Consider the following 25976-nt stretch of genomic DNA (forward strand, 5'->3'; position numbering starts at 1 on the left):
CGTGAAAACGGGCCGTTCTCTTTTTTATGCTCGTGTTTTTATGCCCCTGGCGTGGAGGCGGGAATCCTGCTCCACCTCGGCCTCAGTCCTCCGCGGGCGCGGATTCCCGGGCCGGCCCGGTGCCGCCTTCAGGTGACTTCCTGGCCGGTTTCGGCACCGGCCGGCGGCGGGTGGTGTCGAACTTCATCAGTTTGTGCGTGCCGTCGCAGTACGGTTTGATCGCCGACCCGCCGCAGCGGCACAGCGCCACGGTTTCGCGGTCCCGCGGGAGCGGAACGCCGTCGGGTGTGACAATCTCAAAGTCGCCGCGGACCAGCAGCGGCCCGTTCGGGTAGGCAACGATGGACGCCGGGGCGGAAGGCCCGCCCGCTGGCGCCGGGCTATCCCGCTCCTCGCGGTCCGGCTCCCCGCTGCCCGGGTCCCTGGGCTGAGCACCGGTCACGGGGTCACACCCCCGGCCATGGCGGCAGCGGCCAGGGCAGCAGAGGCGGCGGTCTCCGGAACCCCGTCCTGCCCGGCCTGCAGGGGCCTGAGCAGAGCCGATTCCCCGGCCTTCCAGGCGTTGAGCTGTTCCTCGCCGAGCAGGGCGTCGATGGCCAGGACGGAGGCGGCGCCGAAGATGATGTCGCCCAGCAGTTCCGGTTCCGCTTCGGCAAGTCCGCCTGCCAGGTCCCGGGCCGCTATCTGCTCGTGGACGGCGTCGGCCTCCACATGCTCGTCAAAGTAGTAGGTGACATTGTCATCGAAGCCGTGGCGGCGGAAACCGCGGGCATAAAACGAGTTGGGAATCGACGAGGTCATTTCGAACGCCGCCAGGTGCCCGGCAATGGCGCCGCGCAGCCGCCGGTTCAGGCCAAAGAGGGACATGGCGTTGGAGGAAGCCAGCGTCAGCGCCGGCACCTCGTCGATGTAGTAGCCGTACCCGGCGTCGAGCCCCAGGCCCTCCATGGTGGTGGCGAAAAGCTTCGAGTGCATCCGTTCGGGACGGCCGCCGCCGTACTCGTCCGCCTGGATTTCAATCAGGGCGGCCTTTGCCCGGCCGGCCGGCAGGCGGGGGATGACCCAGCTGTGCGGGTCCGCTTCCTTGAGCTGGTAAATGGAGCGCAGGATCAGGAACTCCCGCAGCTGTTCCACGGTTGCCTTGCCTGCAACGTAGCGGGACACGTCGGGGCCGTTGTCCTCCGCGGCAAGGCTGAAGAGGGTGGCCGCCACGTCCTCGCTCCGGGGTGCCGGCAGCTCGGGAACCGGCACGATGCGCCGGAGCTCTGCTTCGAACGCGGCTTCCAGCCGGGACCGGATCGCGATCAGCTGCGGGTCCCACTCGGCTGCGTCCTCCACTCCGTCCAGTCCGCTGTAGTGCAGCTCGTACAGGCAGAACAGGCTCAGCTGCAGGTCCTCATCCCGCAGGAGGTCCGTGGTGGCGGCCAGCGACTCCTCCACGGCGGCAACCAGTGACGGGTAGCCGTCGGTCCGGCCTGCACTGAGCAGATCGAGCAGAGTGGCGCTGACGCGCCCTCGGGGGGCGGGAATCTTCATTGCTTTCCTTACGTCTCCGGCACTTTTGGCACGGGTGATGATCCTGGGACATGGAAAAGAATCCAGATGTCAGCATACTTGGCATCTCGGTCCCGGCGGTTCGGGCCGGACTTGGCCGCCATTGACCTTTGCCGCCGGGTTAGGTGCAATGGAGGCAGGAAAAGCACGGAGAGGAGCCGACATGCCGGACGCGGGCCTGTCACTGATCCTGCCCCTGCTGGTGCTCGCCGGGGTGCTGGTGGCCGGGACCGCCGGATTGGACCGGGCGCTGCGCAAACGGGACGGCGAAAGCCTGTTTTGGACCGGATTCACTGCGTTCCTGGGGGTTCTCCTGACTGCCGCCTGGGGTGTCATCAGCACCGGTCCGGCCGGCACGGCTGCCGTCGGCATACTGTTGGTGGCCGGCAGCACTGCGGCCGCCGCGTGGCTGGCCGGCCGGCACCGTGCGCGTGACCGCCGCCGGAAGAAGCAGCAGCGGCAGGCCGAGCTCGCCGCGATCTCCGGCCGGCACCGTGAAATCCTGACCCGCTGGAGCGCCTACGAACTTGATCCCTGGCTGGCAGCTGAGCATCCGCAGCTGCAGGATGTACGCTCGCCGGAAACCCGGGACTTCATCCGGGCGCTGAGGGAAGCGGAACGCCTGCGTCCGCAGGATCCCGCAGGCGGCGAGAATGAGCAGGATGCCGCCTACGCCGAAGCGGTGGACCGTCTGGGGGAATCCCTTAGGCGGGCAGAACAGGCCGCCCGGGACGGACGGGCCGCCTGAGGGACAGGCCCCTGGGAATGCACTGCAGCGGACCAGTCATGATCCCGGCACCGCGCTGAAAGCAGTGCCCTGCAAAAGGGTGGACCGCGGCTGGTTTGCATGGCAGTCTCGGGCTATGACAACCACCAAAGACATCAGTGTCTCGCGCAATGACGGGCTGGACCGGTACGAGCTGCGGCTGGACGGTGAGCTCGTGGGTGTTGCCGACTATCAAAGGGAAGCCGACGCCGTCGCCCTGACCCATACGGAAATGGAGCCGGAGTTCCGGCACCAGGGGTACTCCTCGAAGCTGGCTAGATATGCGGTGGAGGACATTGTCAGCAGCGGAAAGCGCGTGAAGCCCTACTGCTCCTATATGTCCGCCTACCTTGGCAAGCATCCGGAGTACAGCCATCACGTATCGTGGCCGCAGGACTGACTGCAGACCCGCGGCGGCGCGGGTTCCCCGGCCCGTCCCCGGTCATCCGCTCTTAAATGGAGCTGGCTTCCCGCTCTGCATATGGGGGGAACGCAGAAGGGGAAGCCAGTTCGAACAGTATAATTCGATCTGTCGGGGGAAATCCAATCGAGGGGGCGAAAAATGGCTGTGCCTGCCAAGTCTTTCCAGAGTTGGCGGGCGGCGGTCGCACCGGGTGAATCCAACGCCGACCTCTGCCGCAGGACGGGAATCAAAAGGTCCACTCTGGCCCAGCAGATTGTCCGCGGAAAGGTCGCAGAGATCACGGTGGTCCGCGTCGCCAGGGCCTACGGACGAAACCCCGTTGAAGCACTCTCGGATTTCGAGGAGTACTCGGACCTTTTGAGCGGCCCGTGGCGGCCGACAACCGCCGAGCTGGTCAGCCAGGTGTCCTATGTCTGCATCCTGAAGATGATCCTTGCCCGTGCCACCCAGGGCGGCATGGAAAGCGCCTCCGGTGAGGAAATCGCTGAGTTCGGCCACCGCAATGCCATCCGTTCCTGGTTTGAAGCGGTGGATCCGGGGGACCTGCGCCAACAGCTCAGCACCAAGACGGGGGTAGCCCCCCAAAACATCTCTGCCCAGCTGTCGGCCGGGCGGCTGGCTCCGGAACTCGCGGTCGAGGCTGCACGGCTGTCCGGTGCCTCCCTTCCGGGCGGACTGGTGGCCATCGGCCTGGTCACTCCGGGGGAAGCCGGATGGCCCGAGGGCGGTCAGGAAAGTGCCCTTGCCTCGCTCAGCGACTCCGAGCTCGTTCTACTTGCCCGGGACCGCCTGGACGCGTTGGGAAAAGCGATCAGAAAACTCGAACACGACGATGAAAACGAACTAACGCTTCTGGAGCAATTGGGATGAGTCTCGCCACCACTGTCCATCTCTCGGCTCTCGTTGTTTCGGGCCTATTTACCCTGCTCCGCCTTCCGCTGGCGGTAAAGGGCCGCAATCCGCTGCTTTTCTGGGCACTGCTTATGTTGACGGTGGCCATTGCCCTGGCTAATTCGTCCATCTATCTGGCCGTGGACAATGTGCTCGGCGGGATGAACATTGCCAACCTCATCATCCGGTTCGCCATGTATGGGTTTGTCCTGATTTTCGGCCTTAAAGCCGCCGTGGCCTTTCGTTCCCCCCTGGCCGGAAAGTGTATTGGCGGGTCGATAGGCCTTGCCGTGCTGGGCGTGTTTGCCGTGCTGATGGTTGTTCTTTTCGCGCTCGCCGACATGCCGTTCTCCTCTCCGGGACTGCGCGACTACGGGCAGCAGCTGCCGATCATCCTGTACACGTCCCTGGGCCGCCTTTATCCCGCCTATGTGTCGGCGTGCCTGATAGGTCCGGCGCTGGCAACGGCGGCGCATCCACGCCGTCAGCCGCTCATCCGCACGGCGTCGGCATTGATCGCTGCCGGCTTGAGCGGCGCGGTGCTCTATGCCGTCCAGGACTACACGCCCTGGGATGTCAGCCCGTGGGACCACCTGGTGCCCTATTCCGCACTGATTTCCTGCACCTTGGGATTGGCCCTGCTGGGCGGCAGGCGGGTGGCCTTGAATCGGGAGGAAAAGCAAACCCGCCTGACGCAGACTTATGTCAGGTGACAATTAGGTAACCTTGTTCACATTTTCATGCGCATGTGCCAGAATAATGAATATGTAACATCCGCTGCCTGTGGGGGGTCAGCGTGAGGTTGCAACGAAGCCAGCGGCATTGCCGCTGGCTTCGTTATTTTTAATCCGGGTACCGATTGCCGGCAGATCCCGCATTCATGCAGACGCATGAATCTGCGCGACTATTGTGCATCCAGATCGGTTTCAAGAATCTTTACCAGTGCGTCCAGGGCCTCATCGGCGCCGGCATCATCAGAGCGGAGCACCACCACGTCCCCGTGCGAGGCGCCCAGGCTCATCAGCGAGAGCATGCTGGAAGCATCCATCGCTTCCTCCGCCGGCGCCCCCTCCATCGCGATGGTTACCTCCACGGGTTGGGCCGCTGCGGCTTCAGCGAAAATCGAAGCAGGCCGGGCATGGAGCCCCACTCTGCTGGCCACCGTGGCTTTGCGTTCTGCCATTATGTTGTTCCTTCCGTGGTTGCTTCCGAACCCGGGCCCTTACAGGCCAAGCTGCTCAAGGATCGGCAGCCGGCTGCGCACTATGGTGCGTGCCTCGGCTGCCGTGTGGGCCGCAAGGGCCCGTGCCGCCAGCTCCTGCGCCTGCTCCAGGGTCACCGAGCCCAGGACCGCCCCCACGCTGGAGAGCGCACGAGGTGTCATCGAGAGGGTGTTTACCCCGATTCCGGTGAGGACGACGGCGAGGGCCGGGTCAGCGGCCGCCTCACCGCACACCCCCACGGTTTTGGCCTGGGCAGCGGCCGTGGCGGATCCTGACTCCGCCGGGAGTGCCGCCGTTGCCCGTGCCGCGCCGGCCACGGTGGCGGAGATCAGCTGCAGGACCGCCGGCTGCCACGGATCATTCAGGGACGCCAGGGACCCCAGCTGGCGGTCCGCGGCCATGGTGTACTGGGTCAGGTCATTGGTGCCCAGGGACGCGAAGCGCACCCGGGACAGCACCGCCTCGGACATAATCGCGGCGGCAGGGACTTCGATCATGACCCCGGGCATACCGAGACCAGCGGCCGTGCACAGCACCGCGAAATCAGCAGCCTCCTCCGCCGTGGACACCATGGGGGCCATCACCCAGACATCGGCTTCATGTGCGCCGGATGCGACGGCGATAGCCTCCAGCTGCCGCGCCAGGACACCGGGTGCGGTGCGGTCGGTACGGAACCCGCGCACGCCCAGGGCAGGGTTGGGTTCTGAAGCGTCCGTCAAAAAGGGCAGGGGCTTGTCCGCACCGGCGTCGAGGGTTCGGATCACGACCTTCCGCCCGGGGAATGCCTCGAACACGGCGCCGTAGGCGGCTATCTGTTCCTCCAGGCTGGGCTCGGAGTCTCGTCCCAGGAAGCAGAATTCAGTGCGGAGCAATCCGATTCCCTCCGCGCCGGCCTCCGCCGCTGCGCGGGCATCCTTGCCGGACCCCACGTTGGCCAACAGTGGAACGCGGTGTCCATCGGAGGTGGATCCCGTGCCGTTGAAGGCCGGCAAAGCGGAACGGGACGCGTACTTCTGCGCCGCCTCCCGTTCGGAGACGCCCGGTTCCACCACCACTGTTCCCGAAGCGCCGTCCAGGTAGAGCTCGGCACCGTCCTCGACGTCGTTCGCCCCGGGTGCGCCGACGACGGCGGGCAGGCCAAGCGAGCGTGCGAGGATGGCCGTGTGGGACTGGGGTCCGCCCTCGCTGGTCACGAGGCCGATGACTTTGGCCGGGTCCAGCGTGGCGGTGTCAGCCGGTGCCAGCTCCACGGCGGTCAGGATGAAGGGTACGTCGGACGCGGGGATCCCCGGAGCCGGCAACCCGTTCAGTTCCGCCACAATCCTGGCCCGGACATCCAGGACATCCTGGGTCCGCTCAGCCATGTAACCCCCGAGGCTTTGCAGCATGGCGGCCACTTCCATGCCGGCTTCCCAGATGGCACGGTCCGGTGCCATGCCGGCGTTGATGTGCTTCCCGGCTGCTTTGAGCAGCATCGGGTCCGTGGCCATCATCGCCGTGGCATCCAGGACCGCCTTGGCATCTCCGGAGGCCGTTTCCGCCCGGTGCTTCAGGTCCGCACGGACGGTTTCCGCCGCGTCCTTCAACCGCGCCTTTTCGCCATCCACTGTGCCGTCCGGTCCGAACCTTGCGTCGGCGTCGGGCTCCGGTACCGGGGGCGGCATCCGGCGTGACGGGCCAAGGACACGCCCGGCGCTGACCCCGATTCCCTTGATGGTCCGCATCATGCCTGCCTTCCTGTTTGAGCCGGTGCCTTACGCAATAGCAGGTTCCTCGGCCTTGTTCCGCGGCCTGACGAACCGTTTCAGGGCCACGTACACGAAGCCCGTGACCGCTGTCCCGGCCAGAATCGCCACCACGAACATCAGAATGTTGCCGATAGCGAAGAAGACGAAAATCCCGCCGTGCGGTGCCTGTGAGGTTACCCCGGTTGCCATGCAGATGGCACCGGCCACGGCTCCTCCGAGCATTGTTGAGGGAATAACCCGGAAGAAGTCGGACGCCGCAAACGGAATGGCGCCCTCTGAAATGAATGCTGCGCCCAGCAGCCAGGCGGCCTTGCCGTTCTCCCGCAGCGCCATGCTGAACTGGTTTTTGGCCAGCACCGTGGAGGCAAAGGCCATGCCCAGCGGGGGCACCATGCCCGCAGCCATGACGGCGGCCATGATTTCCCACGGCACCTGGTTCTCGAAGCTGCCTTCACCCAGTCCCGCAACGGCAAAGGCGTACGCCACCTTGTTGATGGGGCCGCCCAGATCCGAGCCCATCATCAGGCCGAGTATGACGCCGAGGCCAATGGCCGCCACTCCGGTGAGTCCGGTGAGCCAGTTGTTCAGGGCCAGGGTGAGCGCGGCAATGGGACCGCCGAGGACCACGATCATCAGCCCGGAGGCAATCAGCGAGGCCAGCAGGGGGATGATGACCACGGGCATCAGCCCCCGCATCCAGGCCGGGACAGTCCAGTTGCCGATCCACCGCGCCATGTACCCGGCCAGCAGGCCGCCGATCATGCCCCCAATGAATCCGGCATCCATGAACAGGGCCACCGAGCCGGCGGTGAAGCCCGGGGCAATGCCGGGGCGGTCCGCCAGGGCGTAGGCAATATAGCCGGCCAGCGCAGGTACCAGGAACGCCAGGGACAGGTTACCGATCTTCCAGAACACCGCGCCCAGGTACGGGATCAGGCCCTCGGGCGGCAGGTTGAGGATTGAGGTTCCGTCCAGCATGGCGTCGCCGTTGGCGACGTCGTCCACTTGGAGGGACAGTTCGTAGCCACCCAGCAGGAAGCCCAGCGCAATCAGCAGGCCGCCGCCGGCCACAAAGGGGATCATGTAGCTGACGCCCGTCAGCAGGGCGCGCTTGAGCTGGCCGCCGAAGCTTTCCCCGCCGGCAGCGGCCCCTTCACGTTCATCGCCGTCGCCCCCTCCGCCGGACACCCGCCGTGCGTTGGGATTGTTGATCGACTCGAGTGCTTCGTCGATCATGACGCCCGGTTCATCGATGCCGCGCTTTACCGGACCGCTGACGACCGGTTTTCCGGCAAAGCGGCCCCTGTCCCGAACATCCACGTCGGTGGCAAAAATCACCGCATCGGCGTTGCGGATGACCTCCGGATCCAGCGGTGTGGACTTCGCCGATCCCTGGGTTTCCACCTGCAGGTCTATTCCGCGTTCGGAGGCGGCGGCGGCCAGTGAATCTGCGGCCATATAGGTATGGGCAATGCCCGTGGGGCAGGCGGTGACGGCCACCAGATGCGGGGATTTGGACGTGTCCGATTCCGTGGCGCCGGTGCCGCCGCGTGATGCCGGGGCATCCGCCCCGTGGCCACCACTGCCGGTCCCTGTTGCGCCTGCGCCTGCGGCACCGGCCGCCGTCGCACCTGCGGCCGCAGCACCGGTTGCGCCGGAAGTTCCCGAGGTGCCGGAACTTCCGGTGGCACCCGGGGTGCCTGCAGCCGTGGCGCCCGTGGCAGCCGCGCCGCCGGCTGCTGCCGGTCCCGCCGTGCCGGAGCTGTCCGTTTCGTCCGCTGCCGGTCCGAGTCCGAGCGCGCCGTCGACGAGTTCAACAATCTCGCTCGGCGTGGCGGCCGAACGGAGGGACGCGGTGAAGTCCTTGCGGATCAGTGAACGTGCAAGTTTTGCCAGCAGCTGGAGGTGTTCCTGGTCCGCGCCTTCGGGGGCGGCAATGAAAAAGACAATATCCGCCGGTCCGTCCTTGGCTCCCCAGTCCACGGGCGGGTTGATCCGTGCCATGGCCAGGGTGGCCTTGGTGACGGCCGCTGAACGGCAGTGTGGAATCGCGATCCCGCCGGGAACACCGGTGGCCGTTTTTCCTTCGCGGGCCATCGCATCTGAGTACAAATCGTCATAGCTTCGCGCCCGGCCAGCAGAGACGATTGTCCGGGCGAGATGGGCAATCACCGATCCTTTGTCCGCGCCAAGGTTTTGGTCCAAGGTGACCAATTCCGGGGTGATGAGGTCCGACATCAGCTTTCCTCCTTTGAGGGCGAAGCAGTGCGTGTCCCGGCGGCGGAAGAGTCGCCGGGGCCGTTCAGAACGGTGACGGAAACAGCCGCAGGATCGGTTTCTGCGAGTGAGGGGAGACGGGTTCCGGGAAGCGAGGCCGCCGCGGCACCGTGCGCCACGGCTTGCCGCAGGCAATCGGCCGGAGGCAGCCCGGCAGCTTCCGCCAAAAGGTACCCGGCCAGCGCGGAGTCGCCTGCGCCCACCGTGGACCGGGCCTGCACCGGCGGGCGGGAGGCCAGCCAGCTTCCCTCCGCAGTGACCAGCAGTGCCCCCTTCGCACCCAGGGTTGCAAGGACGGCGGCGATGCCGCGCTCGCGCAGCATGTGCGCAGCGCGGACGGCCAGCAGCGGATCTTCCTCAAGGGCCGCTTCAGATGAAAACCCGGTGGCTTCGGCGAGTTCCTCGGCATTGGGTTTCACCAGGTCCGGCGCCGCTCCGTGCAGCAGCGCATTCGTCAGGGGCGGTCCGGAGGAGTCCAAGGCAATCCGGGGCGCCGCGGAACCCAGACGCTCCCGTACGGCGCGCACCGTGACGGCATAGAAATCCGGCGGCACCCCCGGCGGCAGCGAGCCGGCCAGAACCAGCCAGGCGGGGCCGCCGCTGCTGTCCTGCACGGCACACGCCCCTACCAGCAGGGCGACCAGGGCTTCCTGCTCCTCCGGGTTCAGGGGAGGTCCGGGGGCATTGATTTTCGTGGTGGTGCCGTCCGGTTCCGTGAGGGTGATGTTGCTCCGGAGCGGCGCGGTGACCGGCAGATTGAGATACTCGACGCCCGCCTTTCGCAGGCCGCCCATCACCGGGTCCCCGTCCGCTCCCGGAAGGACGGCTACCGCGCGCACCCCTGAGACCGTCAGGGCACGTGCGACATTGACCCCCTTGCCGCCGGACTCCTCGGATGAGGAGGAAGCCCGCTGAACGGCGCCCCGAACCAGCGCACTCGGAAGCTCGACGGTTCGGTCCAGGCTGGGATTGGCGGTAAGGGTGATGATCATGAAGGGAATCCATCCTCGCCGGATGTCCGGTGAACGGCTGAGGGGACACACCGGCAGAGCGGTTTCCGGGACTTATGGGGGCTTCTGATCGGATGCATGCATACCCGCAATCTGTGGCAAAAACCACTGTTTATGCGCTGATGCGACTCTACTTTTGGTGCACCGCCCGTGGCAATGGGGGCCGGGTGCGGGCGGCTTCGGGGCCTGCAAACGCGGACGCCGGCGCTACGCTGACCCGATGGAAAACGTGACATGGTCCGCGCCTGAGGACCAGCGCCGGGGGCGCGAGCTGGTGGTCCTTCTGCACGGCTACGGATCCGGGGAACAGGCCATGGAGCCGTTGTTCGCTGCACTGCCGGAATCAGCCGTCGGTGCCGCGGTCCGTGGCGGCCTGGAGATGGGCGGCGGCAGTGGGTGGTTCCTTCTTGACCCACTGCTCAATGCAGATACCTCTGAAGTGCTGGATGCCGCCCTGAAACTCCTGACCCTGATTGACCGCCTGCGCGGCGAGTACGGCTTCAGCGGGGTTTCGCTGGCCGGTTTCTCCCAGGGCATGGCCATGGCAGGCACCCTGCTGAGATTGCGGCGGCGGGGGTTCCGCGCCGTGGTGGGCCTGTCCGGTTTCATCGCTGAAAACCCGCTTCTGGCCGCCACCGAACCGCTGCCCGTGCGTGTCCCGTTTTTCTGGGGACGGGACCGGCAGGACTGGGTGATAAATGCCGATGCCATAAGCCACACGGAATCCTGGCTGGAGGAAAACACTGCATTGACGGCACGGACATATCCCGGGATGGGACATTCCATCGGAGCGGAGGAAATAGCCGATGTTGGTGTTTTCCTGCGCCGCTATCTGGCGTCCAACATCGGCTAGGAAAAACGGCCACGCACGCGGTACCTAACACAGTCCCCCGTTTAAGGGAATTCCTGTCCGACTACTGACTAAGCATGCTGATCAAGTAGGCTGGAGGAAAGCGCTGCCCACAAGGCGGCGCTGGAAATCACTGTCACTCACACAGCAAGGAGAATCAAATGGGTATCATTGCGTTCCTTATTCTGGGTCTCATCGCAGGTGCAATTGCAAAGCTGATCCTTCCGGGTCGTCAGGGCGGCGGCTGGCTCGCCACTCTGGTCCTCGGTGTTATCGGTGCCCTTCTGGGTAGCTGGCTCGGCAGCCTGGTCATGGGAGACGGCGGCGAGCTCTTCAGCCTGACGTCGCTCTGGACCTGGGTCCTGGCCATCGTAGGCTCGATCATCGTTCTGCTGATCTACGGCTTCGTTACCCGCAAGAGCGGCAACCGCGCCTAAGTAGTGCGTGAACGCCGCTGACGCGGCGTGCTGATTTGAAGGGCGGGGCCCGGCTGGAATATTCCACCGGATCCCGCCCTTTGTTTTAAGTAGACAGAGATCTACGCCGGCACCGGATTTCCTCAAGGAGAGTTCTAGTGAAGCGACGCAAGTTCAATCCCGCAGCCAAACTGGCGGGCCGGGCCGCCTTCGGGCCCGACGGACAGCCAAAGCCGCACGTGGTGCGGGGCATCGAACGGGCCGTCGAAGTGCAGCGGCCCCTGGTGCTTGCCAATATCCGCCGGCTGCAGCGCAAGCATCCCTCAGCCACCGCCGCGGAGCTGATTTCCATTCTGGACCGGCATTACCTCAACACGGTGATGGGCGGAGGTGCCGCAGTCGGCGCCACCGCAGTAGTACCGGCGGTCGGGACTGCTGCCGCCCTGGGGCTCTCAGCGGCAGCGACCGTCGGGTTCCTGGAGGCTACGGCCCTGTATGCGCAATCCGTGGCAGAACTGCACGGCGTGCGGCTGGCCGATCCGGAGAAATCCCGGACCATGGTCATGGCCATCATGCTCGGTGAAGAAGGAACCTCCATGATGCAGTCGCTTGCCGGCCGGGGCAGTGCCTCCTCCTGGGGCAGCACCATCGGCAACATGCCCTCCGGTGTCCTGGGCTCTGTAGGCTCTGGCATCCGCAAGCAGTTCCTGAAGCGGGTAATGGCCCGCCAGGGCACCGCGCTGCTCGGCCGGGCCCTGCCGCTGGGTGTGGGCGCCGTCGTCGGCGGCGTGGGCAACCGTGCCATGGGCAAGGGCGTCATCAAGGCCACCCGTGCCGCCTTCGGTGAACCGCCGGCCACCATCCCCGGCCAGCTGGCCAGTGAACTCGACGGCTTGGAGAAGCCCGCCTAGCTGGCCCGTGCAAAGGAAGGCCCGCCGGCACTGAGCCCGCGGGCCTTCGCTGTTACTGCGTCCGGTTACCCGAAGACAGCCGTCGCCACAGTGAAAATCGCCAGGCCGGCCAGCGAGCCCACTACGGTGCCGTTGATCCGGATGAACTGCAGGTCCTTGCCGACCTGCAGTTCGATCTTTTCCGAGGTTTCCTGCGCGTCCCAGCGTTCCACCGTTTCGGTGATGACGCCGGCAATGTCGCTGCGGTAGGTGCGGACCAAGTATCCGGCAGCATCAGCAACATAACCGTTTACCTTCGCCGCGAGCTCCGGATCATTGACCAGCCGTGTGCCGAAGTCCTGCACCGCGGTTGTGAAGTTCCGGGTCAGCTCGCTCTCCGGATCCTCCGCGGCGGTCATCAACGCGTTCTTGATGGTGGTCCAGGTCTGGGTCATCAGCTCGCGGACCCGCGGATCGTCCAGGACCTGTTCCTTCACCGCGTCGGCCTTCGCCATGGTCTTGGGATCCTCCTGCAGGTCCCTCGCCACTCCGGTGAGGTAGTTGTCCAGCGCCACGCGCAGCTGGTGGTCGGGGTTCTCCTGTACATCGAGCAGGAACCGTTCGGCCTGCACCTGGACGCGTTCGCCCACCAGATCGTCCAGGAACGAGGGGACCCACGACGGCGAACGTTCGGCTACCAGCCGGCTGATCACCTCCGGGTGTGCCAGCACCCAGTCCGCAAGGCTGTCCACAATCAGGTTCACCAGCTGATGGTGGTGGCCCTCTTCAAAGACCCGTTGGGCCATCCGCCCGGCCGGCGGTCCCCACTGGGGATCCACCACATGCCGGCGGAACATGGATTCGAGGACGTCGCGGACGGCGTCGTCGTCCAACACGCGCAGCGCGCCGCGGATGGCTGCCGCCCCCTCGGTGGCCACCCGTTCGGCGCCCTCGGGGCGCGCCAGCCAGGTGCCTGCCTTCCGGGCCACCTGCATGGAATCAAGCTTGGTCCGGATGATCTCCTCGGAGAGGAAGTTTTGTTCCACGAACTGGCCCAGGGAGGCACCGATCTGGTCCTTCTTCTCCGGGATGATGGCCGTGTGTGGGATCTTGATGCCCATTGGGTGCTTGAATAGTGCCGTCACCGCAAACCAGTCCGCAAGGGCGCCCACCATGCCGCCTTCGGCGGCGGCCCGGACATACTCGAGCCACGGATACCGCTCCTGCAGCGCGAAGGCAAAAAGGAAAATCACCGCCAGGGCAATCAGCAACCCGGTCGCCAGCATTTTCATGCGGCGCAGGGCGAGGGCGCGCTCCTCGTCGGTGGGGGCCACGGTGGTGCTCACGCGCGGGCCTCCTTCACGGACAGTGCCATTGTTGACGCGAGTTTCAATACCGCTCCCTAATCCAGTGAGAGGTCCGCTGCCGGCTGCTGAACAGCGGAACGGCCCTGCACCCAATCTAATCAGTGATTGGCTCGGCTGCGCTACGAGCACGGGATCCGGCCGGGCCGGTGTGGTTGAGTAGTGCCATGGCATCCCCGGCAGAGTTTTCTGCGGTGTTCCCCCTTCCGGATACGGTCACGACGCCCGCCGCCGTGCCGCCGCAGCTGCCCTGCCCCATCGAGGACTATGCGCTTGTCTCCGATTTGCACACCGGGGCACTGATTTCCCGTACCGGCAGCATGGACTGGCTGTGCCTGCCCAGATTTGATTCCCCGTCCGTTTTCGGCGCACTGCTGGGTACCAGCGACCACGGCCGTTGGCTGCTGGCTCCCCGGGATGCCCGGGCCACCGTGACCCACCGCGGATACCTTGAATCCACCTTCGTGCTCCGCACGCACTGGCAGGCCCCCGGCGGAGCGGTGCGGGTTACCGACTACATGCCGGTAGGGGACCGGAGGGCGTCACTGGTACGCCGGATCGAAGGCCTCAGCGGCACGGTGGCCATGCGGCAGGAGCTGACGATCCGGTTCGGCTACGGCACCGTGATGCCCTGGGTCTTCCGCGGCACAGACGGCGACGGCGAACATCTTTCAGCCATTGCCGGTCCCGGAGCGTTGGTGCTGCGCAGCAAGCACCTTCCGGTGGCCAGCAACCACAGCCACCTGGGGGAATTCGAAGTCTCCGCAGGCGAGTGCCTGGATCTGGAACTGACCTGGTACCCCTCGCACCGGCCGGTCCCGCCGCCGCAGGACCTGGATGCGGCCCTGAAGCGCACCACGGCCTACTGGCAGGAATGGGGGCAGCGCTGTCTGGAATCCAGCGGCTACGAGCACGCGGTGCGGCGTTCGCTGCTGGTGCTGCGGGCGCTGACGCATGAGGACACCGGCGGCATTGTTGCAGCTCCCACCACCTCACTGCCTGAAGCGGCGGGCGGTGAACGCAACTGGGATTACCGCTACTGCTGGCTGCGTGACGCCGCACTGACCCTGGTGGCCATGATGACGCACGGTTATCAGGACGAGGCCCTGCAATGGCGCAGCTGGCTGCTGCGGGCAGTGGCCGGAGATCCCGAGGACCTGCAGATCCTTTACGCGGTGGACGGCGGACGGGAGCTGGCCGAACAGATCCTTCCGCAGTTCCCCGGCTACGGGGGTGCGGCCCCGGTGCGGCTGGGCAACGGTGCCGTGGGACAGTACCAGGCGGATGTGGTGGGCCACGTGATGGTGGCGCTGGCCCGGCTGCGGGACCGAGGGGTGCCTGAGGACCACTTCTCCTGGCCATTGCAGCGTGCCCTGCTGAACTACCTCGAAAAGCACCTGGAGGAACCGGATCACGGGATCTGGGAGATGCGGGGGGAGCCGCGGCACTTCACGCACTCGCGGGTGATGATGTGGGCGGCGTTTGACCGGGCCGCGGAGGCGGCCCGGAAATACGGACTTGAGGGCCCGGTGGAAGTTTGGGAGGGACTGCGCGACGGGCTGCGCCGCGAAATCCTGGAGCGCGGCTTTGACCCGGAGCTGAACTCCTTCACCCAGTACTACGGCGCTACCGGTGTGGATGCATCCCTGCTGCAGCTCCCGCAGGTTGGTTTCCTCGGGTACGACGACGAGCGGATGCTGGGCACGGTGGCGCAGCTGGAGAAGCAGCTGCTGGACTCCTCCGGCCTCCTCCTGCGCTACGCCACCGAAACCGGCGCGGACGGTCTGCCGGCCGGGGAAAACCCGTTCCTGGCCTGCAGCTTCTGGCTGGTGGAGCAGTACGCCTACACCGGTCGGCTTCCGGAAGCGCGCCGGCTCATGGACCAGCTGGTCGGATACTCCAATGAACTGGGACTGCTCAGCGAAGAATATGATGCATCCAACGGACACATGGCGGGGAACTTTCCGCAGGCGTTTTCACACCTGGCCCTGGTCCGGGCTGCGGACGCGCTGGCCGGCGCTGTAGCGCGGCCGCCGTCCGGGTAACCGGAAGCATTCACCGACCAAAGGAAACCGATGAACCGCACGAGTCTCTCGGCTGTGGCCATGGCTGCCCTGCTGGCCACCAGCGCCGTCAACCACTTCCGTAATCCCCGTTTCTACAATGCCGTGGTGCCCCGGAGCATCAGCACCGACACCGACGGCAAATATGCCGTGATGACCAGGCGGCAGTGGACGCATTTCAGCGGTGTCCTCGAATTCGCGGCTGCGGCCGCCCTGCTGCTGCCGGCAACCCGGCGGGCGGCGGCCACGGGCACCGCTGCCATGTACGTTGCCTTTATTGCCGGTCACATCAGTGCCCTGCAGCGCTCCTTCGGTCCGCGCGGAGGGGACCGGGAGAAGCTGATCCACAGCCTGCGCCTGCCGCTGCAGCTTCCGCTGATCCTCTGGGCCTGGAGCCTGCGCAAGTAAATGTCCACCCGTCTCCTGCTCCTTGCTGATACACACCTGCCCAAGCGGGCCAAGGCCCTTCCGGAGGAAGTCTGGTCCGAAATAGATGCTGCGGACATAGTGGTGCATGCCGGGGACTGGGTGAGCGAGGAACTGCTCGACCAGTTGAGCGAACGCGCACGGCAGCTGGTGGCCTGTTACGGCAACAACGACGGCGCCGGGCTGCGCGCCCGCCTGCCCCTGGTGGGGCGGGCCGTTGTTGAGGACGTGCGGCTCGCCGTCGTGCACGAGACCGGCCCTGCAGCGAGGCGGGAAGAACGCATGGACGAACAGTTCCCGGACACGGACCTGCTGGTCTTTGGGCACAGCCACATCCCCTGGGATTCGGTCACGCCGGCCGGGATGCGCCTGCTGAATCCCGGCTCGCCCACGGACCGCAGGCGGCAGCCGTTCTGCACCTACCTGCGCCTGGAGATCAGCGGCAGCACCCTCACGCCGGAGCTGCGCAGGCTTCCGCCGAGGGAGGTCCGGCGCCGCTAGCCGGTCGGGCAAAGCGAAAACCGGCGGCCCGCTAACCCGCCGCCGGCTTCGGCCGGTTGCGGGGAACACAAACGCCGGGCCTGCCCCGCGGGCGGACCCGGCGTTTGCCGTACGCGTGCAGCTAAGCGGCCGAAGTTCAGTCGCGGACGCCCGGCTGGAAGACCACCTTGATGCAGCCGTCTTCCTTCTTCTGGAACTTTTCATACAGTTCCGGGGCATCGTCAAGGGACGCCTGGTGGGTGACCAGGTTGGTGACACCCAGCGGATCGGCGGGATCCTCGACCAGCGGCATCAGGTCATCCGTCCACCGCTTGACGTTGCACTGGCCCATGCGCAGGTTCAACTGCTTGTCGAACATGGACATCAGGTTCATCGGGTCGGCCGTGCCGCCGTAAACACCGCTCAGGGAGACGGTTCCGCCGCGGCGCACAGCGTCGATGGCACCGTGCAGGGCCGAAAGGCGGTCCGTTCCAGCGGTTTCCATGGCCTTCTGCGCCAGCTTGTCCGGGAGCAGGCCCACGGCCGTCTGGGCAGCCTTGCCGGCGGGGGAGCCGTGGGCTTCCATGCCGACGGCGTCCACCACTGAGTCCGGCCCGCGGCCGTCCGTCATGCTGCGCAGCTCATCGGCAACGTCGCTGTGCAGGTCCAGCGCTTCGACGCCGTACTGGGAGGCCAGCTTGCGGCGCTCCTCCACGGGGTCAACGCCGATCACGCGGTAGCCCAGATGGGTGCCGATGCGGGCCGCGAACTGGCCCACGGGGCCCAGGCCGTAAACGGCGAGGGTGCCGCCGTCGGGCACATTGGCGTACTGGACGCCCTGCCATGCGGTGGGCAGGATGTCGGAGAGGAACAGGTACCGGTGGTCCGGGAGCTCGGAGCCAACCTTGATGGGGTTGTAGTCGGCCAGCGGAACCCGCAGGAACTCGGCCTGTCCGCCGGGAACGGAGCCGTACAGCTCGGAGAACCCGAACAGGGCGGCACCGGAGCCCTTCTCGCGGACCTGGGTGACCTCACACTGGGTCTGCAGGCCCTGGCGGCACATGAAGCATTCGCCGCAGGCAATCTGGAAGGGGATGACCACGCGGTCGCCCTTCTTCAGGTTGGTGACCGCGGAGCCGACCTCTTCCACAATGCCCATGGTCTCGTGGCCAAGGATGTCGCCCGGCTTCATATAGGGCATCAGCACTCCGTAGAGGTGGAGGTCCGAGCCGCAGACTGCGGTGGAGGTGACGCGGATGATGGCGTCAGTCGGTTCCTGAATGACCGGATCCGGGACTTGCTCGACGCTGACGGTGTTTTTTCCCTGCCAAGTAACTGCTTTCACGTGCGATCCTCCTGCTGGTTGCATGCTGAGTACGTTGAAAGAACTAAGCCCCATTCTGCCAATTGATAAGCGTACTGACAAAACGGCCGCGTTCCGAGAGTACCCGGCAGGCCGCGCTGCAGGGCTGCCGCGGCCGCTGGAGGATCCGGAATGCCGCTAGGAGCCCGGGCTGTGGCCGGCCACTCCGGTCGGGCGGGTGTACCCGGTGGCCGGCGGCATGCGCCGTGCGGCAAGGACGCTCTGATCCCGGGCCAGGATCATTTTCAGCGCACGGTCATTGTCGAGGGGGGAACCGGTTTGCCTGCCGCCGTCCAAGGCCTCGGGCGCCCGGTCCTCAGCTGCAGCCGGCCGGCGGGTGATCTCCACCGGACCGTCGATATCGCCCGCAGCTGCGGCAAGAACGGCCAGGGCGTCGGATTCGACGCGGATCGCCCGGGTGAGGTTGACGCAGATGCTGGCGCCCAGCGTGGCTGTGTGCCGGAGGATGTGGAGCAGGGTCTCACAGTTTGAACCCGTGAGCGATCCCCGTACTTCCACCGAGGCGGCGGCATCTCTGGTATCCACGCGTACCAGTACGCGAAGCGGCTCTTCCATGTCATCTCCACGGAGACGCGGGACCCGGCCACTGCTTAACCGGGTCTGCCACCGTACCAACCAGCCATGCGGGCTGTCAGCAGGTGTCCGGCGCGGGCGGGTCCCGAAAGGTGAATCCGTGACTAGAAGGCGGGTTCCTGGTCCAGGTTTGCAACGACGGCGGCGGTCGCCTCCGCGATCGCTTCCTCCTCATCCGTGGGCACCACCAGCACGGGAATCGCTGAATCCTCCGTGCTGATCCGCCGGGCGTGCTTACCCCTCACCAGGTTCGCTTCGGTGTCGAGCCGGATGCCCAGCGGGCCGAGCTGGTCCAGCACAAGCTGCCGGAACTTCCAGCCGTTTTCACCTATTCCGGCGGTGAATACCACCGCCTGGGCACCTCCCACGGCCACGTGATACGCCCCGATGTATTTCGCCAGCCGGTAGGCCGCGATATCCAGTGCCAGCCGGGAGCGCTCATCCCCCTGATCCGCTGCGGTTTCGATCCCGCGCATGTCGGACTCTCCGGCCAGCGCGCGCAGGCCGGATTCACGGTTGAGCAGGTCATCAAGAGTATCCGCGTCATAGCCCTGCCGGGCCAGGAAGATGAGGATCGAAGGATCCACATCGCCGCTGCGGGTGCCCATCACGAGCCCTTCTAGGGGGGTGAATCCCATGGAGGTGTCAATGCTCTGTCCGTTCCGGATGGCCGCCACGGAGGCGCCGTTGCCGAGGTGGGCAATCACGGCGTTGAATGCGGCGGGATCAATGCCAAGAAAACGGGCGGCTGCCGGAGCAACGTAGCCGTAGCTCGTGCCGTGAAATCCGTAGCGTCGGATGCCGTAGCGGCGGTAGAGGGTGTTCGGCAGCGCATAGTGCCAGGCACGCTCGGGCAGGGTGCGGTGGAAGGCCGTGTCGAAAACCGCCACCTGCGGGATTTTCGGCCACTTGTCATGCACCGCGCGGATGCCCATGGCGCTGGCGGGGTTGTGGAGCGGGGCCAGCGGGCTCAGCCGTTCAATGGAGCGGACAATTTCGTTGTTGACCAGCACGGGTTCGCTGAAGCGCTCGCCGCCGTGGACCACGCGGTGTCCCACCGCGTCGATGCTGCGCCCGTCCAGGTCCTCCCGGAGCCGCTCGGCCAGCTCTTCAAGCGCAGCCGCGTGGTCCGGAACCACGTCCCCGATCCGGTCAATGATGCCCTTTGTCAGCAGCTCCTCCGTCTCGGTGTCCCGCACCTGGTATTTCAGTGACGACGAGCCTGAATTGATCACCAGAACCAGCATCAGTCCTCCTGCGCCTGAACCGCGGTGATGGCCACGGTGTTGACGATGTCCTCGACGGTGCAGCCCCGGCTGAGGTCGTTGACGGGTTTGCGCAGTCCCTGCAGGATCGGGCCCACCGCCACAGCCCCGGCGGACTGCTGGACAGCCTTGTAGGTGTTGTTGCCGGTGTTTAGGTCCGGGAAGATGAACACCGTTGCCTGGCCGGCCACCGAGGAACCCGGCACCTTCGAGGCCGCCACCGAGGCGTCCACTGCGGCGTCGTACTGGATGGGACCTTCCACCGGCAGGTCCGGGCGGGCTTTCCGGACCAGTTCCGTGGCCTGGCGCACGCGTTCCACGGATCCGCCTTTTCCGGAGGAGCCGGTGGAATAGGAGAGCATCGCCACCCGCGGCGTTACGCCGAACTGCCCGGCTGTGGCGGCCGAGGCAAGCGCTATGTCTGCCAGTTGTTCCGCATCCGGTTCGGGGTTGACCGCACAGTCGCCGTAAACCAGCACCCGGTCGGAGAGCAGCATCAGGAAGACGGAGGACACAATCTTCACGCCCTCCCGCGTGCGGATGAACTCCAGGGCGGGACGGATGGTGTTGGCAGTGGTGTGCGCGGCGCCGGACACCATGCCGTCCATCCGCCCCAGCTGGACCATCATGGTGCCGAAGTATGCCCCGTGAAGCATACGTTCCGCGGCGTCCTCCAAGGTGACGCCCTTGTGCTTGCGCAATGCCGCGTATTCCCGGGCAAATTCATCCCGCAGGGCGCTGGTGGCGGGATTGATGACGCTGATGTTGGACAGGTCTATGCCTTCGCTCGCCGCCAGCTCACGGATCTGTGCCTCCGGTCCCAGGACGGTCAGGGCGCAGACGTCCCGGCGGCTGAGGATTTCCGCGGCCTGCAGGATGCGCACGTCCAGTCCTTCGGGCAGCACAATCCGCTGCCGGCTGGCGCGGGCACGCATGATCAGCTCATTCAGGAACCGCAACGGGGTGGTGGTGGCCGGGCGGGGAAGGGCGAGCCGTTCAAGCAGTTCGGCCTCATCCACGTGCCGGGACCAGGTTCCCAGTGCCGCGGCGACCTTCCGCCGGTTGCCGCTGGAGATTTCGCCGCGGACCCGGCTGACCCGGCGGGCCGTGGTGTAGGTGTCCGCGCCGACGTCGAACACCGGGAAGGGTGCGGAGGCCAGCAGTCCAAGGATGGCCGGTTCCACCGGGAGGCCGCCGGTGAGGATCATGCCGCTGGCCACCGGGAAATCGGAGGAGATGGAGGAGGCGAGGGTGGCAACCATAACGTCGGCACGGTCCGCGGGGACAATGACCAGCGTGCCGTCCGTCAGCTGGGGGAGGAAGTTGCTTACCGTCATGGCGGCCACCTTCACCGCGGAGACGTCGCGCTCAAGGGAAGAGCTGCCGGCCACCTGGCGCGCCTGCAGCGCCGTCTGCACTTCGGCCACTGACGGCTGGGAAATCTCACTCTGTTCCGGGAGGACGTAGACCGGCCGCCCGCTGTTCCCCGGCCGCATGGCGGCGCTGATGTCATCGAGATCCGCCGGTGCGGCCCGGTTAACCATCACGGCCAGCAGGTCGCATTTCGCGTCGGCGAGCTGGCGCCGGGAGACATCCACCGCGTCCGCGGTTTCCGTCGCGGTCATTTCCTGGGCATTGACGACGGCGAGCACCACGGTCCCCAGATCATTGGCCAACCGGGCGTTCAGATCGAACTCCAGTGCGACGTCGTGCCCGGAAAGGTCTGTGCCTTCCACGATGACCACATCGCAGTGGGCCGCTATCTCGCTGTAGACGGCGAGACAGCGGGCGTCCACCTCGCCGCGCTCGCCGGCCACCAGCAGGGCCCGCAGCTGCGCACGGGTCAAACCCCCGCGGCAGGTGGCCGGACCAAGATTGAACCGGCGCTGCATCAGCTCCACCATGGGGTCCGTGGCGGGATTGTCGCTTTCGACAATGGGCCGGAAGAATCCGACCCGGTCCGCATGGCGGCCCAGCATGTCCGCCAGCCCCAGGCTGATCAGGGACTTGCCGGATCCCGGCGTCATGGCACTGACATAGATTCCACGGGCCATAGCTGCGCTTCCGTTCGTTGCCGGGAGGGAACGCGCCCGGACACCCAAGGTGGCCGTGGCGTGCATCACATCCATACTCGCAAAAGCGTGCCGGAGTTGCCAGCGAACACGGTGGCGGGGCGGCCCGTCCGCTCGGTTCTTCGTGGACTCCCTTGTCTCAGCATGTGAGACTGACATAAATGCCGCAGACCGCCGAGCCTACGATTAAATGGTTAGATTTTCCTCAAGACCCAAGGCGAGGACCCCCGTGAGTCTCTTCCGTACCAAACCCATTGAGAACTCCCTGGCGGATGCCGATGAACCGGGGCGCCGGCTCAAACGTTCGCTCACCACGTGGGACCTGATGATCATGGGTGTTGCCGTGGCCGTTGGCGCCGGCATCTTCTCGGTGGGGGCCAAAGCCGCCGCCGAATTCTCCGGACCGGCCGTCACGGTTTCCTTCATCCTGGCCGCCATCACCTGTGCCCTGGCCATCATGTGCTACGCCGAGTTCGCCACTGCCATCCCCGTGGCCGGCTCCGCGTACGTGTTCAGCTACGCGACCATGGGTGAGCTGGTGGCATGGATCATCGGCTGGAACCTGATCCTGGAACTGTTCACCGCCGCGGCAGTGATCGCCAAGTACTGGGGCATCTACCTCAGCGAGGTGTTTGCCCTGATCGGGTTCGACATCCCGGCGACCCTGCATTTCGGGCCGATTGACCTGACCTGGGGCCCGTTCCTGATTGTCACCGTGTTCACCATCCTGCTGGTCATGGGAACAAAGCTTTCCGCCCAGGTGGGCAACGTGTTCACCATCATCAAAGTGGGCGTGGTGCTGTTTGTGATCGTCGCCGGATTCTTCTACGTGAAGGCGGAGAACTACACCCCGTTCATCCCGGACTCCGTACCCTCCGCCGGCACCGGCGGCGAGGATGTGCTGCGGCAGTCCCTGTTCTCCTTCCTCACCGGCGCCGCCCCGGCCCAGTACGGCCTGCTGGGCGTGTTCGCCGGGGCCGCCGTCGTCTTCTTTGCCTTTATCGGGTTCGACGTCGTGGCCACGTCCGCCGAAGAGGTCAAGGACCCGGGCAAAACCCTGCCGCGGGGCATCTTCGCCGGCCTCGCCGTGGTGACGCTGCTCTACATCGGTGTGTCCCTCGCCCTGACCGGCATGGTCTCATACACCGACCTGGCGTCGGTGGAATCGCCGAACCTCGCCACGGCCTTCTCCCTGGTAGGCAATGACGGTGCCGCCGCGGTCATTGCCGTCGGTTCCCTGATCGGGCTCACCACGGTCATCATGGTGCTGCTGATGGGCCTGGCCCGCGTGGTGCTGGCCATGAGCCGCGACGGACTGTTGCCGCGTGCGCTGTCCAGGACCAACGACAAGCACGCCACGCCTGCCCGCCTGCAGATCCTGTGCGGCGCCCTGGTGGCCCTGGTGGCCGGCTTCACCCAGGTGGACGTGCTCGAGGAAATGATCAACATCGGCACCCTGTCCGCCTTCGTGGTGGTCAGCCTGGGCATCCTGGTGCTGCGGAAGAAGCGTCCGGACCTCCGCCCGGCGTTCCGCGTGCCGTTCGGCCCGGTCATCCCCGTGCTGTCCGCCCTGCTCTGCCTCTACCTCATGACCAACCTGGCCGTGGAAACCTGGATCTACTTTGCCGGCTGGCTGCTCATCGGTTTCCTGCTGTACTTCGCCTACGGCCGGAGCCACTCACGGCTGAATGAGAAGTTCAGCGGTGTTGCCGCCGCCAAATCCGGCACGGACACTTCCGGGGCCTGAGCACCTACGGATGCGCCGGACGGGCACCGGTGGCAGACTGGCCCCATGCTGGTTGCCTTTTCCGTTGCCCCGTCCGGTGCCGGTCCGCTCACGCGGCCCGGCGGACCTTCCCCCGATGCCTCGGTGCATGACGCCGTAGCCGCAGCCGTGAAGGTGGTCCGGGATTCCGGCCTGCCCAATTCCACCGACTCCATGTTCACCACCGTGGAGGGCGAGTGGGATGAGGTCATGGACGTCATCCGGCGTGCCACGGAAGCCGTGGGGCAGTACGGCAGCCGTGTCTCCCTGGTGCTGAAGGCGGACATCCGGCCGGGCCATACGGGCGAACTGGCCGGCAAGGTGCAGCGGTTGGAAACCGCTCTCACGGAACTGGATAACCGAAGCGGGCACGCCTAGCGCCGAATCCACGGCAGGACGGGAGCGGCAGCGATGCAGAACTGGGAACAGGTGCAGGAGTACCTGGACGGCATGGTGGTCCGGCCGGACCGTGCCCTGAAGGGCATTGTCACCGCAACGGCCGACGCCGGACTGCCGGCCATCGAGGTATCCGCCGCACAGGGCAAGTTCCTGATGCTGCTGGCCGGCATCCAGAGTGCCCGGCGGATCCTGGAGATCGGCACCCTCGGCGGTTTCAGTACCGCCTGGCTGGCCCGTGCACTGCCGCCCGACGGCGAGCTGATCACCTGTGAATACGAACCCCGCCATGCCGAGGTGGCCCGTGCCAACCTGGACAGTGCCGGGCTCGGCAGCCTCGTCACCATCCGCGTGGGTGCTGCCTTGGACACCCTGCCCACCCTGACCGGGCCTTTTGACCTGGTCTTTATCGACGCGGACAAAGTGAACAACCCCGCCTATCTGGACTGGGCGGTGCGGCTCTCCCGCCCCGGCAGCGTCATAGTGGTGGACAACGTGGTGCGCGGCGGCAGCGTACTGGACCCCGAGGGCGACGCCGCGGTGCAGGGGACACGGGAAGCCGTCCGCCTCCTCGGATCGGACCCGCGGCTGGAAGCCACCGCCCTGCAAACGGTCGGGTCCAAAGGGTGGGACGGTTTCGCGCTGGCTGTGGTGCAGTGACCCTTCTCCGGCGGATCGGCCGCCCGGCTTCCCTGCGGAACGGCGCACCGTGCGGACGCCTAAGCTGGAGCCATGAGCTTTAGCATTCGGCAGGCTACGCCGGACGACGCCGCGGACTTCGTCTCCGTGCACCTGCAGTCCTGGCGCGAGAGCTATGCCCACGTACTGGGGGACGACGTCTTCCGGCGCCGGGAGGCGGACCGCAGCGCCGCCGTCGAACACCGGCGCGCAGCCCTGGCCGAGCAGTCGCTGGATCCGGACATCCGGACCTGGCTGGCGCATGCCGAGGACGGCCGGCTCTTCGGGTTTGCCTCCGCCGGCCCGGCCCGGGACGAAGACATTCGCGCTGTCGTGCCGCTGGAGCTGTGGTCGATCTACATCCTGGCCGAGGCGTATGGCAGCGGAGTGGGCCAGGCGCTGCTGGAACACGCAGTGGGAGACTCTCCGGCCTATGTCTGGGTATTGGAGGACAATGCGCGGGCACAGGCGTTCTACCGCCGCAACGGTTTCGTCCCGGACGGAACCGTCAAGGACCTGCCGCAGGTCTGGGCCGGAACCGGCATGGTGGAAATCCGTATGGTGAGGAACTGATGGGGCGCAAGCGGCCGGGCAAGGACCCTGTGGAAACAACCGCCCCGGGGGCGGGCCCGGTGGCCGGAACCTACCCCATAGACACCGGGACCTGTGAGCTGGTGCCGGACTCCTTTGCCTCCGACAGCTGGATCCTCATGGTGAACGGGGTGCACAGCTCGCACATCGACCTGGCCGATCCGCGGCACCTTGATTTCGAGTACATGCGCTGGATTGCGGCCCTGGTTGAATCCCGCTGGCGCCCGGAGGCCTCCCTGCGCGCCCTGCATTTGGGCGGTGCGGCATGTTCCCTCGCGCGGTATTTTGCCGCCGTATATCCGGGTGCACGGCAGGTCGCCGTCGAACTGGACGGGCGCCTGGCCGAGCTGGTGCGCGGCTGGTTTGACCTGCCCCGGGCGCCGCTGCTGCGGCTCCGGGTGGGGGAGGCGCGGGCCGTCACGGAGACGCTGCATGAGGGAAGCCGGGATTTGGTGATCCGGGACGTCTTCGCCGGCGCGAAGACGCCGGAACCGCTGACCACGGCCGAATTCACCGCTCATGTCCGGCGGGTGCTGGCGGCGGACGGGGTCTACATCGTGAATTGCGGGGATACCCCCGATCTCCGTGGAGCGCGGGCGGAGGCCGCAACCATCTGTGCCGCCTTCAGGTACACCGCCGCCATAGCCGATCCGGCCATGCTGAAGGGACGGCGCTACGGCAACATCATCCTGGCCGGCAGCGACGCACCGTTTGCGGCAGATCCCGCCCTGCCGCGCACGCTCCTGGGCGGAGGCGTGCCGGCGCATCTCTGGGATGACGCCAAGCTGCGCGCCTTCGCGGCCGGAGCCCGCCCCCTGCACGATCCTGCAGAGGCCTAGACTTCCGGAAGTGTCAGCGTACTTACTATTT

The 25976-nt window shown here is 66.3% G+C and carries 26 protein-coding genes; 15 read left to right on the forward strand and 11 right to left on the reverse strand.

What is annotated here, in order from left to right; translation table 11 throughout:
* Positions 1-82: 82 nt before the first annotated feature.
* Both AC5RTS_RS15110 and AC5RTS_RS15115 read right to left on the reverse strand, forming a co-directional pair.
* Positions 83-442, reverse strand: coding sequence for a CDGSH iron-sulfur domain-containing protein (locus AC5RTS_RS15110; RefSeq protein WP_493992835.1), 360 nt, complete (start codon positions 440-442; stop codon positions 83-85).
* Positions 439-1536, reverse strand: coding sequence for an iron-containing redox enzyme family protein (locus tag AC5RTS_RS15115; protein WP_493992836.1), 1098 nt, complete (start codon positions 1534-1536; stop codon positions 439-441). The genes AC5RTS_RS15110 and AC5RTS_RS15115 overlap by 4 nt, the downstream gene beginning before the upstream one ends.
* A gap of 181 nt (positions 1537-1717) precedes the next feature.
* Here AC5RTS_RS15115 and AC5RTS_RS15120 point away from each other — a divergent pair, with 181 nt between their 5' ends.
* From AC5RTS_RS15120 to AC5RTS_RS15135, 4 genes are all read left to right on the forward strand, one after another.
* Positions 1718-2302: a hypothetical protein gene (locus tag AC5RTS_RS15120; RefSeq protein ID WP_493992837.1), complete on the forward strand. Its 585-nt coding sequence runs from the start codon at positions 1718-1720 to the stop codon at positions 2300-2302.
* 115 nt (positions 2303-2417) lie between these two features.
* Positions 2418-2720: a GNAT family N-acetyltransferase gene (locus AC5RTS_RS15125; protein WP_493992838.1), complete on the forward strand. Its 303-nt coding sequence runs from the start codon at positions 2418-2420 to the stop codon at positions 2718-2720.
* A gap of 162 nt (positions 2721-2882) precedes the next feature.
* On the forward strand, positions 2883-3614 hold the full coding sequence (locus AC5RTS_RS15130; protein ID WP_493992839.1) for a hypothetical protein: 732 nt from the start codon (positions 2883-2885) through the stop codon (positions 3612-3614).
* Positions 3611-4348 (forward strand): hypothetical protein, encoded by a 738-nt coding sequence (locus tag AC5RTS_RS15135; protein WP_493992840.1) that lies wholly within the window; start codon positions 3611-3613, stop codon positions 4346-4348. Before AC5RTS_RS15130 ends, AC5RTS_RS15135 begins: the two co-directional genes overlap by 4 nt.
* Positions 4349-4539: 191 nt before the next feature.
* Here AC5RTS_RS15135 and AC5RTS_RS15140 read toward each other — a convergent pair whose 3' ends face one another.
* The 4 genes from AC5RTS_RS15140 to AC5RTS_RS15155 are packed head-to-tail and all read right to left on the reverse strand — an operon-like array spanning position 4540 to position 9875.
* Complete coding sequence (locus tag AC5RTS_RS15140; RefSeq protein WP_493992841.1) at positions 4540-4818, reverse strand: HPr family phosphocarrier protein; 279 nt, start codon at positions 4816-4818, stop codon at positions 4540-4542.
* Between the two features lie 39 nt (positions 4819-4857).
* Positions 4858-6582, reverse strand: a complete 1725-nt coding sequence (ptsP, locus tag AC5RTS_RS15145) for a phosphoenolpyruvate--protein phosphotransferase (RefSeq protein ID WP_493992919.1) — start codon at positions 6580-6582, stop codon at positions 4858-4860.
* 30 nt (positions 6583-6612) lie between these two features.
* Positions 6613-8844 carry a PTS fructose transporter subunit IIABC gene (locus tag AC5RTS_RS15150; protein ID WP_493992842.1) on the reverse strand — a complete coding sequence of 744 codons (2232 nt, stop codon included), beginning with the start codon at positions 8842-8844 and terminating at the stop codon, positions 6613-6615.
* Positions 8844-9875, reverse strand: a complete 1032-nt coding sequence (locus AC5RTS_RS15155; protein ID WP_493992843.1) for a 1-phosphofructokinase family hexose kinase — start codon at positions 9873-9875, stop codon at positions 8844-8846. The genes AC5RTS_RS15150 and AC5RTS_RS15155 overlap by 1 nt, the downstream gene beginning before the upstream one ends.
* Positions 9876-10113: 238 nt before the next feature.
* On the opposite strand from AC5RTS_RS15155, the gene AC5RTS_RS15160 reads away from it, so the two are divergent.
* The 3 genes from AC5RTS_RS15160 (at position 10114) to AC5RTS_RS15170 (ending at position 12070) form a co-directional block, all read left to right on the forward strand.
* Positions 10114-10746 (forward strand): alpha/beta hydrolase, encoded by a 633-nt coding sequence (locus AC5RTS_RS15160; RefSeq protein WP_493992844.1) that lies wholly within the window; start codon positions 10114-10116, stop codon positions 10744-10746.
* A gap of 158 nt (positions 10747-10904) precedes the next feature.
* The gene (locus AC5RTS_RS15165) at positions 10905-11180 is read left to right on the forward strand and encodes a GlsB/YeaQ/YmgE family stress response membrane protein (protein ID WP_493992845.1); all 276 of its coding nucleotides are present in this window, start codon (positions 10905-10907) and stop codon (positions 11178-11180) included.
* A gap of 137 nt (positions 11181-11317) precedes the next feature.
* Positions 11318-12070 (forward strand): hypothetical protein, encoded by a 753-nt coding sequence (locus AC5RTS_RS15170; protein WP_493992846.1) that lies wholly within the window; start codon positions 11318-11320, stop codon positions 12068-12070.
* A 65-nt stretch (positions 12071-12135) separates the two neighbouring features.
* On the opposite strand, the gene AC5RTS_RS15175 is transcribed toward AC5RTS_RS15170, so the two are convergent.
* Complete coding sequence (locus AC5RTS_RS15175) at positions 12136-13395, reverse strand: DUF445 domain-containing protein (RefSeq protein ID WP_493992847.1); 1260 nt, start codon at positions 13393-13395, stop codon at positions 12136-12138.
* A gap of 263 nt (positions 13396-13658) precedes the next feature.
* On the opposite strand from AC5RTS_RS15175, the gene AC5RTS_RS15180 reads away from it, so the two are divergent.
* The 3 genes from AC5RTS_RS15180 to AC5RTS_RS15190 are packed head-to-tail and all read left to right on the forward strand — an operon-like array spanning position 13659 to position 16403.
* Entirely contained in the window at positions 13659-15458 is a 1800-nt protein-coding gene (locus tag AC5RTS_RS15180; RefSeq protein ID WP_493992920.1) for a glycoside hydrolase family 15 protein, read from the forward strand.
* A 30-nt stretch (positions 15459-15488) separates the two neighbouring features.
* Positions 15489-15884, forward strand: coding sequence for a DoxX-related protein (locus AC5RTS_RS15185; RefSeq protein WP_493992848.1), 396 nt, complete (start codon positions 15489-15491; stop codon positions 15882-15884).
* Positions 15885-16403 carry a metallophosphoesterase family protein gene (locus AC5RTS_RS15190; RefSeq protein WP_493992849.1) on the forward strand — a complete coding sequence of 173 codons (519 nt, stop codon included), beginning with the start codon at positions 15885-15887 and terminating at the stop codon, positions 16401-16403. It begins immediately after the preceding gene.
* A 136-nt stretch (positions 16404-16539) separates the two neighbouring features.
* On the opposite strand, the gene AC5RTS_RS15195 is transcribed toward AC5RTS_RS15190, so the two are convergent.
* From AC5RTS_RS15195 to pta, 4 genes are all read right to left on the reverse strand, one after another.
* Positions 16540-17727 carry a zinc-dependent alcohol dehydrogenase gene (locus AC5RTS_RS15195; RefSeq protein ID WP_493992850.1) on the reverse strand — a complete coding sequence of 396 codons (1188 nt, stop codon included), beginning with the start codon at positions 17725-17727 and terminating at the stop codon, positions 16540-16542.
* A gap of 156 nt (positions 17728-17883) precedes the next feature.
* Complete coding sequence (locus AC5RTS_RS15200; RefSeq protein WP_493992851.1) at positions 17884-18321, reverse strand: hypothetical protein; 438 nt, start codon at positions 18319-18321, stop codon at positions 17884-17886.
* Between the two features lie 122 nt (positions 18322-18443).
* Complete coding sequence (locus AC5RTS_RS15205; protein ID WP_493992852.1) at positions 18444-19586, reverse strand: acetate/propionate family kinase; 1143 nt, start codon at positions 19584-19586, stop codon at positions 18444-18446.
* Complete coding sequence (gene pta / locus AC5RTS_RS15210; RefSeq protein ID WP_493992853.1) at positions 19586-21658, reverse strand: phosphate acetyltransferase; 2073 nt, start codon at positions 21656-21658, stop codon at positions 19586-19588. The genes AC5RTS_RS15205 and pta overlap by 1 nt, the downstream gene beginning before the upstream one ends.
* A 247-nt stretch (positions 21659-21905) precedes the next feature.
* Between pta and AC5RTS_RS15215 the strand changes: the two genes are divergently transcribed.
* From AC5RTS_RS15215 to AC5RTS_RS15235, 5 genes are all read left to right on the forward strand, one after another.
* Positions 21906-23423 (forward strand): amino acid permease, encoded by a 1518-nt coding sequence (locus tag AC5RTS_RS15215; RefSeq protein WP_493992854.1) that lies wholly within the window; start codon positions 21906-21908, stop codon positions 23421-23423.
* A gap of 45 nt (positions 23424-23468) precedes the next feature.
* A complete protein-coding gene (locus AC5RTS_RS15220) occupies positions 23469-23819 on the forward strand; it encodes a thiamine-binding protein (RefSeq protein ID WP_493992855.1) in 351 nt (116 codons plus the stop codon).
* Positions 23820-23852: 33 nt separating this feature from the next.
* Positions 23853-24497 carry an O-methyltransferase gene (locus AC5RTS_RS15225; protein WP_493992856.1) on the forward strand — a complete coding sequence of 215 codons (645 nt, stop codon included), beginning with the start codon at positions 23853-23855 and terminating at the stop codon, positions 24495-24497.
* 72 nt (positions 24498-24569) lie between these two features.
* Complete coding sequence (locus tag AC5RTS_RS15230; RefSeq protein ID WP_493992857.1) at positions 24570-25088, forward strand: GNAT family N-acetyltransferase; 519 nt, start codon at positions 24570-24572, stop codon at positions 25086-25088.
* A complete protein-coding gene (locus tag AC5RTS_RS15235; RefSeq protein ID WP_493992858.1) occupies positions 25088-25945 on the forward strand; it encodes a spermidine synthase in 858 nt (285 codons plus the stop codon). Before AC5RTS_RS15230 ends, AC5RTS_RS15235 begins: the two co-directional genes overlap by 1 nt.
* Positions 25946-25976: the final 31 nt, after the last annotated feature.

The organism is Arthrobacter sp. MDT1-49-2, from assembly GCF_059090185.1.

Bases quoted from the DNA above. Each gene is read 5' to 3' on its own strand.
- AC5RTS_RS15165 (WP_493992845.1), top strand. From the start codon at position 10,905: ATGGGTATCATTGCGTTCCTTATTCTGGGTCTCATCGCAGGTGCAATT.
- ptsP (WP_493992919.1), bottom strand. From the start codon at position 6,582: ATGCGGACCATCAAGGGAATCGGGGTCAGCGCCGGGCGTGTCCTTGGC.
- AC5RTS_RS15230 (WP_493992857.1), top strand. From the start codon at position 24,570: ATGAGCTTTAGCATTCGGCAGGCTACGCCGGACGACGCCGCGGACTTC.
- AC5RTS_RS15185 (WP_493992848.1), top strand. From the start codon at position 15,489: ATGAACCGCACGAGTCTCTCGGCTGTGGCCATGGCTGCCCTGCTGGCC.
- AC5RTS_RS15155 (WP_493992843.1), bottom strand. From the start codon at position 9,875: ATGATCATCACCCTTACCGCCAATCCCAGCCTGGACCGAACCGTCGAG.
- AC5RTS_RS15125 (WP_493992838.1), top strand. From the start codon at position 2,418: ATGACAACCACCAAAGACATCAGTGTCTCGCGCAATGACGGGCTGGAC.
- AC5RTS_RS15130 (WP_493992839.1), top strand. From the start codon at position 2,883: ATGGCTGTGCCTGCCAAGTCTTTCCAGAGTTGGCGGGCGGCGGTCGCA.
- AC5RTS_RS15135 (WP_493992840.1), top strand. From the start codon at position 3,611: ATGAGTCTCGCCACCACTGTCCATCTCTCGGCTCTCGTTGTTTCGGGC.
- AC5RTS_RS15190 (WP_493992849.1), top strand. From the start codon at position 15,885: ATGTCCACCCGTCTCCTGCTCCTTGCTGATACACACCTGCCCAAGCGG.
- AC5RTS_RS15120 (WP_493992837.1), top strand. From the start codon at position 1,718: ATGCCGGACGCGGGCCTGTCACTGATCCTGCCCCTGCTGGTGCTCGCC.
- AC5RTS_RS15200 (WP_493992851.1), bottom strand. From the start codon at position 18,321: ATGGAAGAGCCGCTTCGCGTACTGGTACGCGTGGATACCAGAGATGCC.
- AC5RTS_RS15205 (WP_493992852.1), bottom strand. From the start codon at position 19,586: ATGCTGGTTCTGGTGATCAATTCAGGCTCGTCGTCACTGAAATACCAG.
- AC5RTS_RS15225 (WP_493992856.1), top strand. From the start codon at position 23,853: ATGCAGAACTGGGAACAGGTGCAGGAGTACCTGGACGGCATGGTGGTC.
- AC5RTS_RS15220 (WP_493992855.1), top strand. From the start codon at position 23,469: ATGCTGGTTGCCTTTTCCGTTGCCCCGTCCGGTGCCGGTCCGCTCACG.
- AC5RTS_RS15115 (WP_493992836.1), bottom strand. From the start codon at position 1,536: ATGAAGATTCCCGCCCCCCGAGGGCGCGTCAGCGCCACTCTGCTCGAT.
- AC5RTS_RS15150 (WP_493992842.1), bottom strand. From the start codon at position 8,844: ATGTCGGACCTCATCACCCCGGAATTGGTCACCTTGGACCAAAACCTT.
- pta (WP_493992853.1), bottom strand. From the start codon at position 21,658: ATGGCCCGTGGAATCTATGTCAGTGCCATGACGCCGGGATCCGGCAAG.
- AC5RTS_RS15160 (WP_493992844.1), top strand. From the start codon at position 10,114: ATGGAAAACGTGACATGGTCCGCGCCTGAGGACCAGCGCCGGGGGCGC.
- AC5RTS_RS15140 (WP_493992841.1), bottom strand. From the start codon at position 4,818: ATGGCAGAACGCAAAGCCACGGTGGCCAGCAGAGTGGGGCTCCATGCC.
- AC5RTS_RS15235 (WP_493992858.1), top strand. From the start codon at position 25,088: ATGGGGCGCAAGCGGCCGGGCAAGGACCCTGTGGAAACAACCGCCCCG.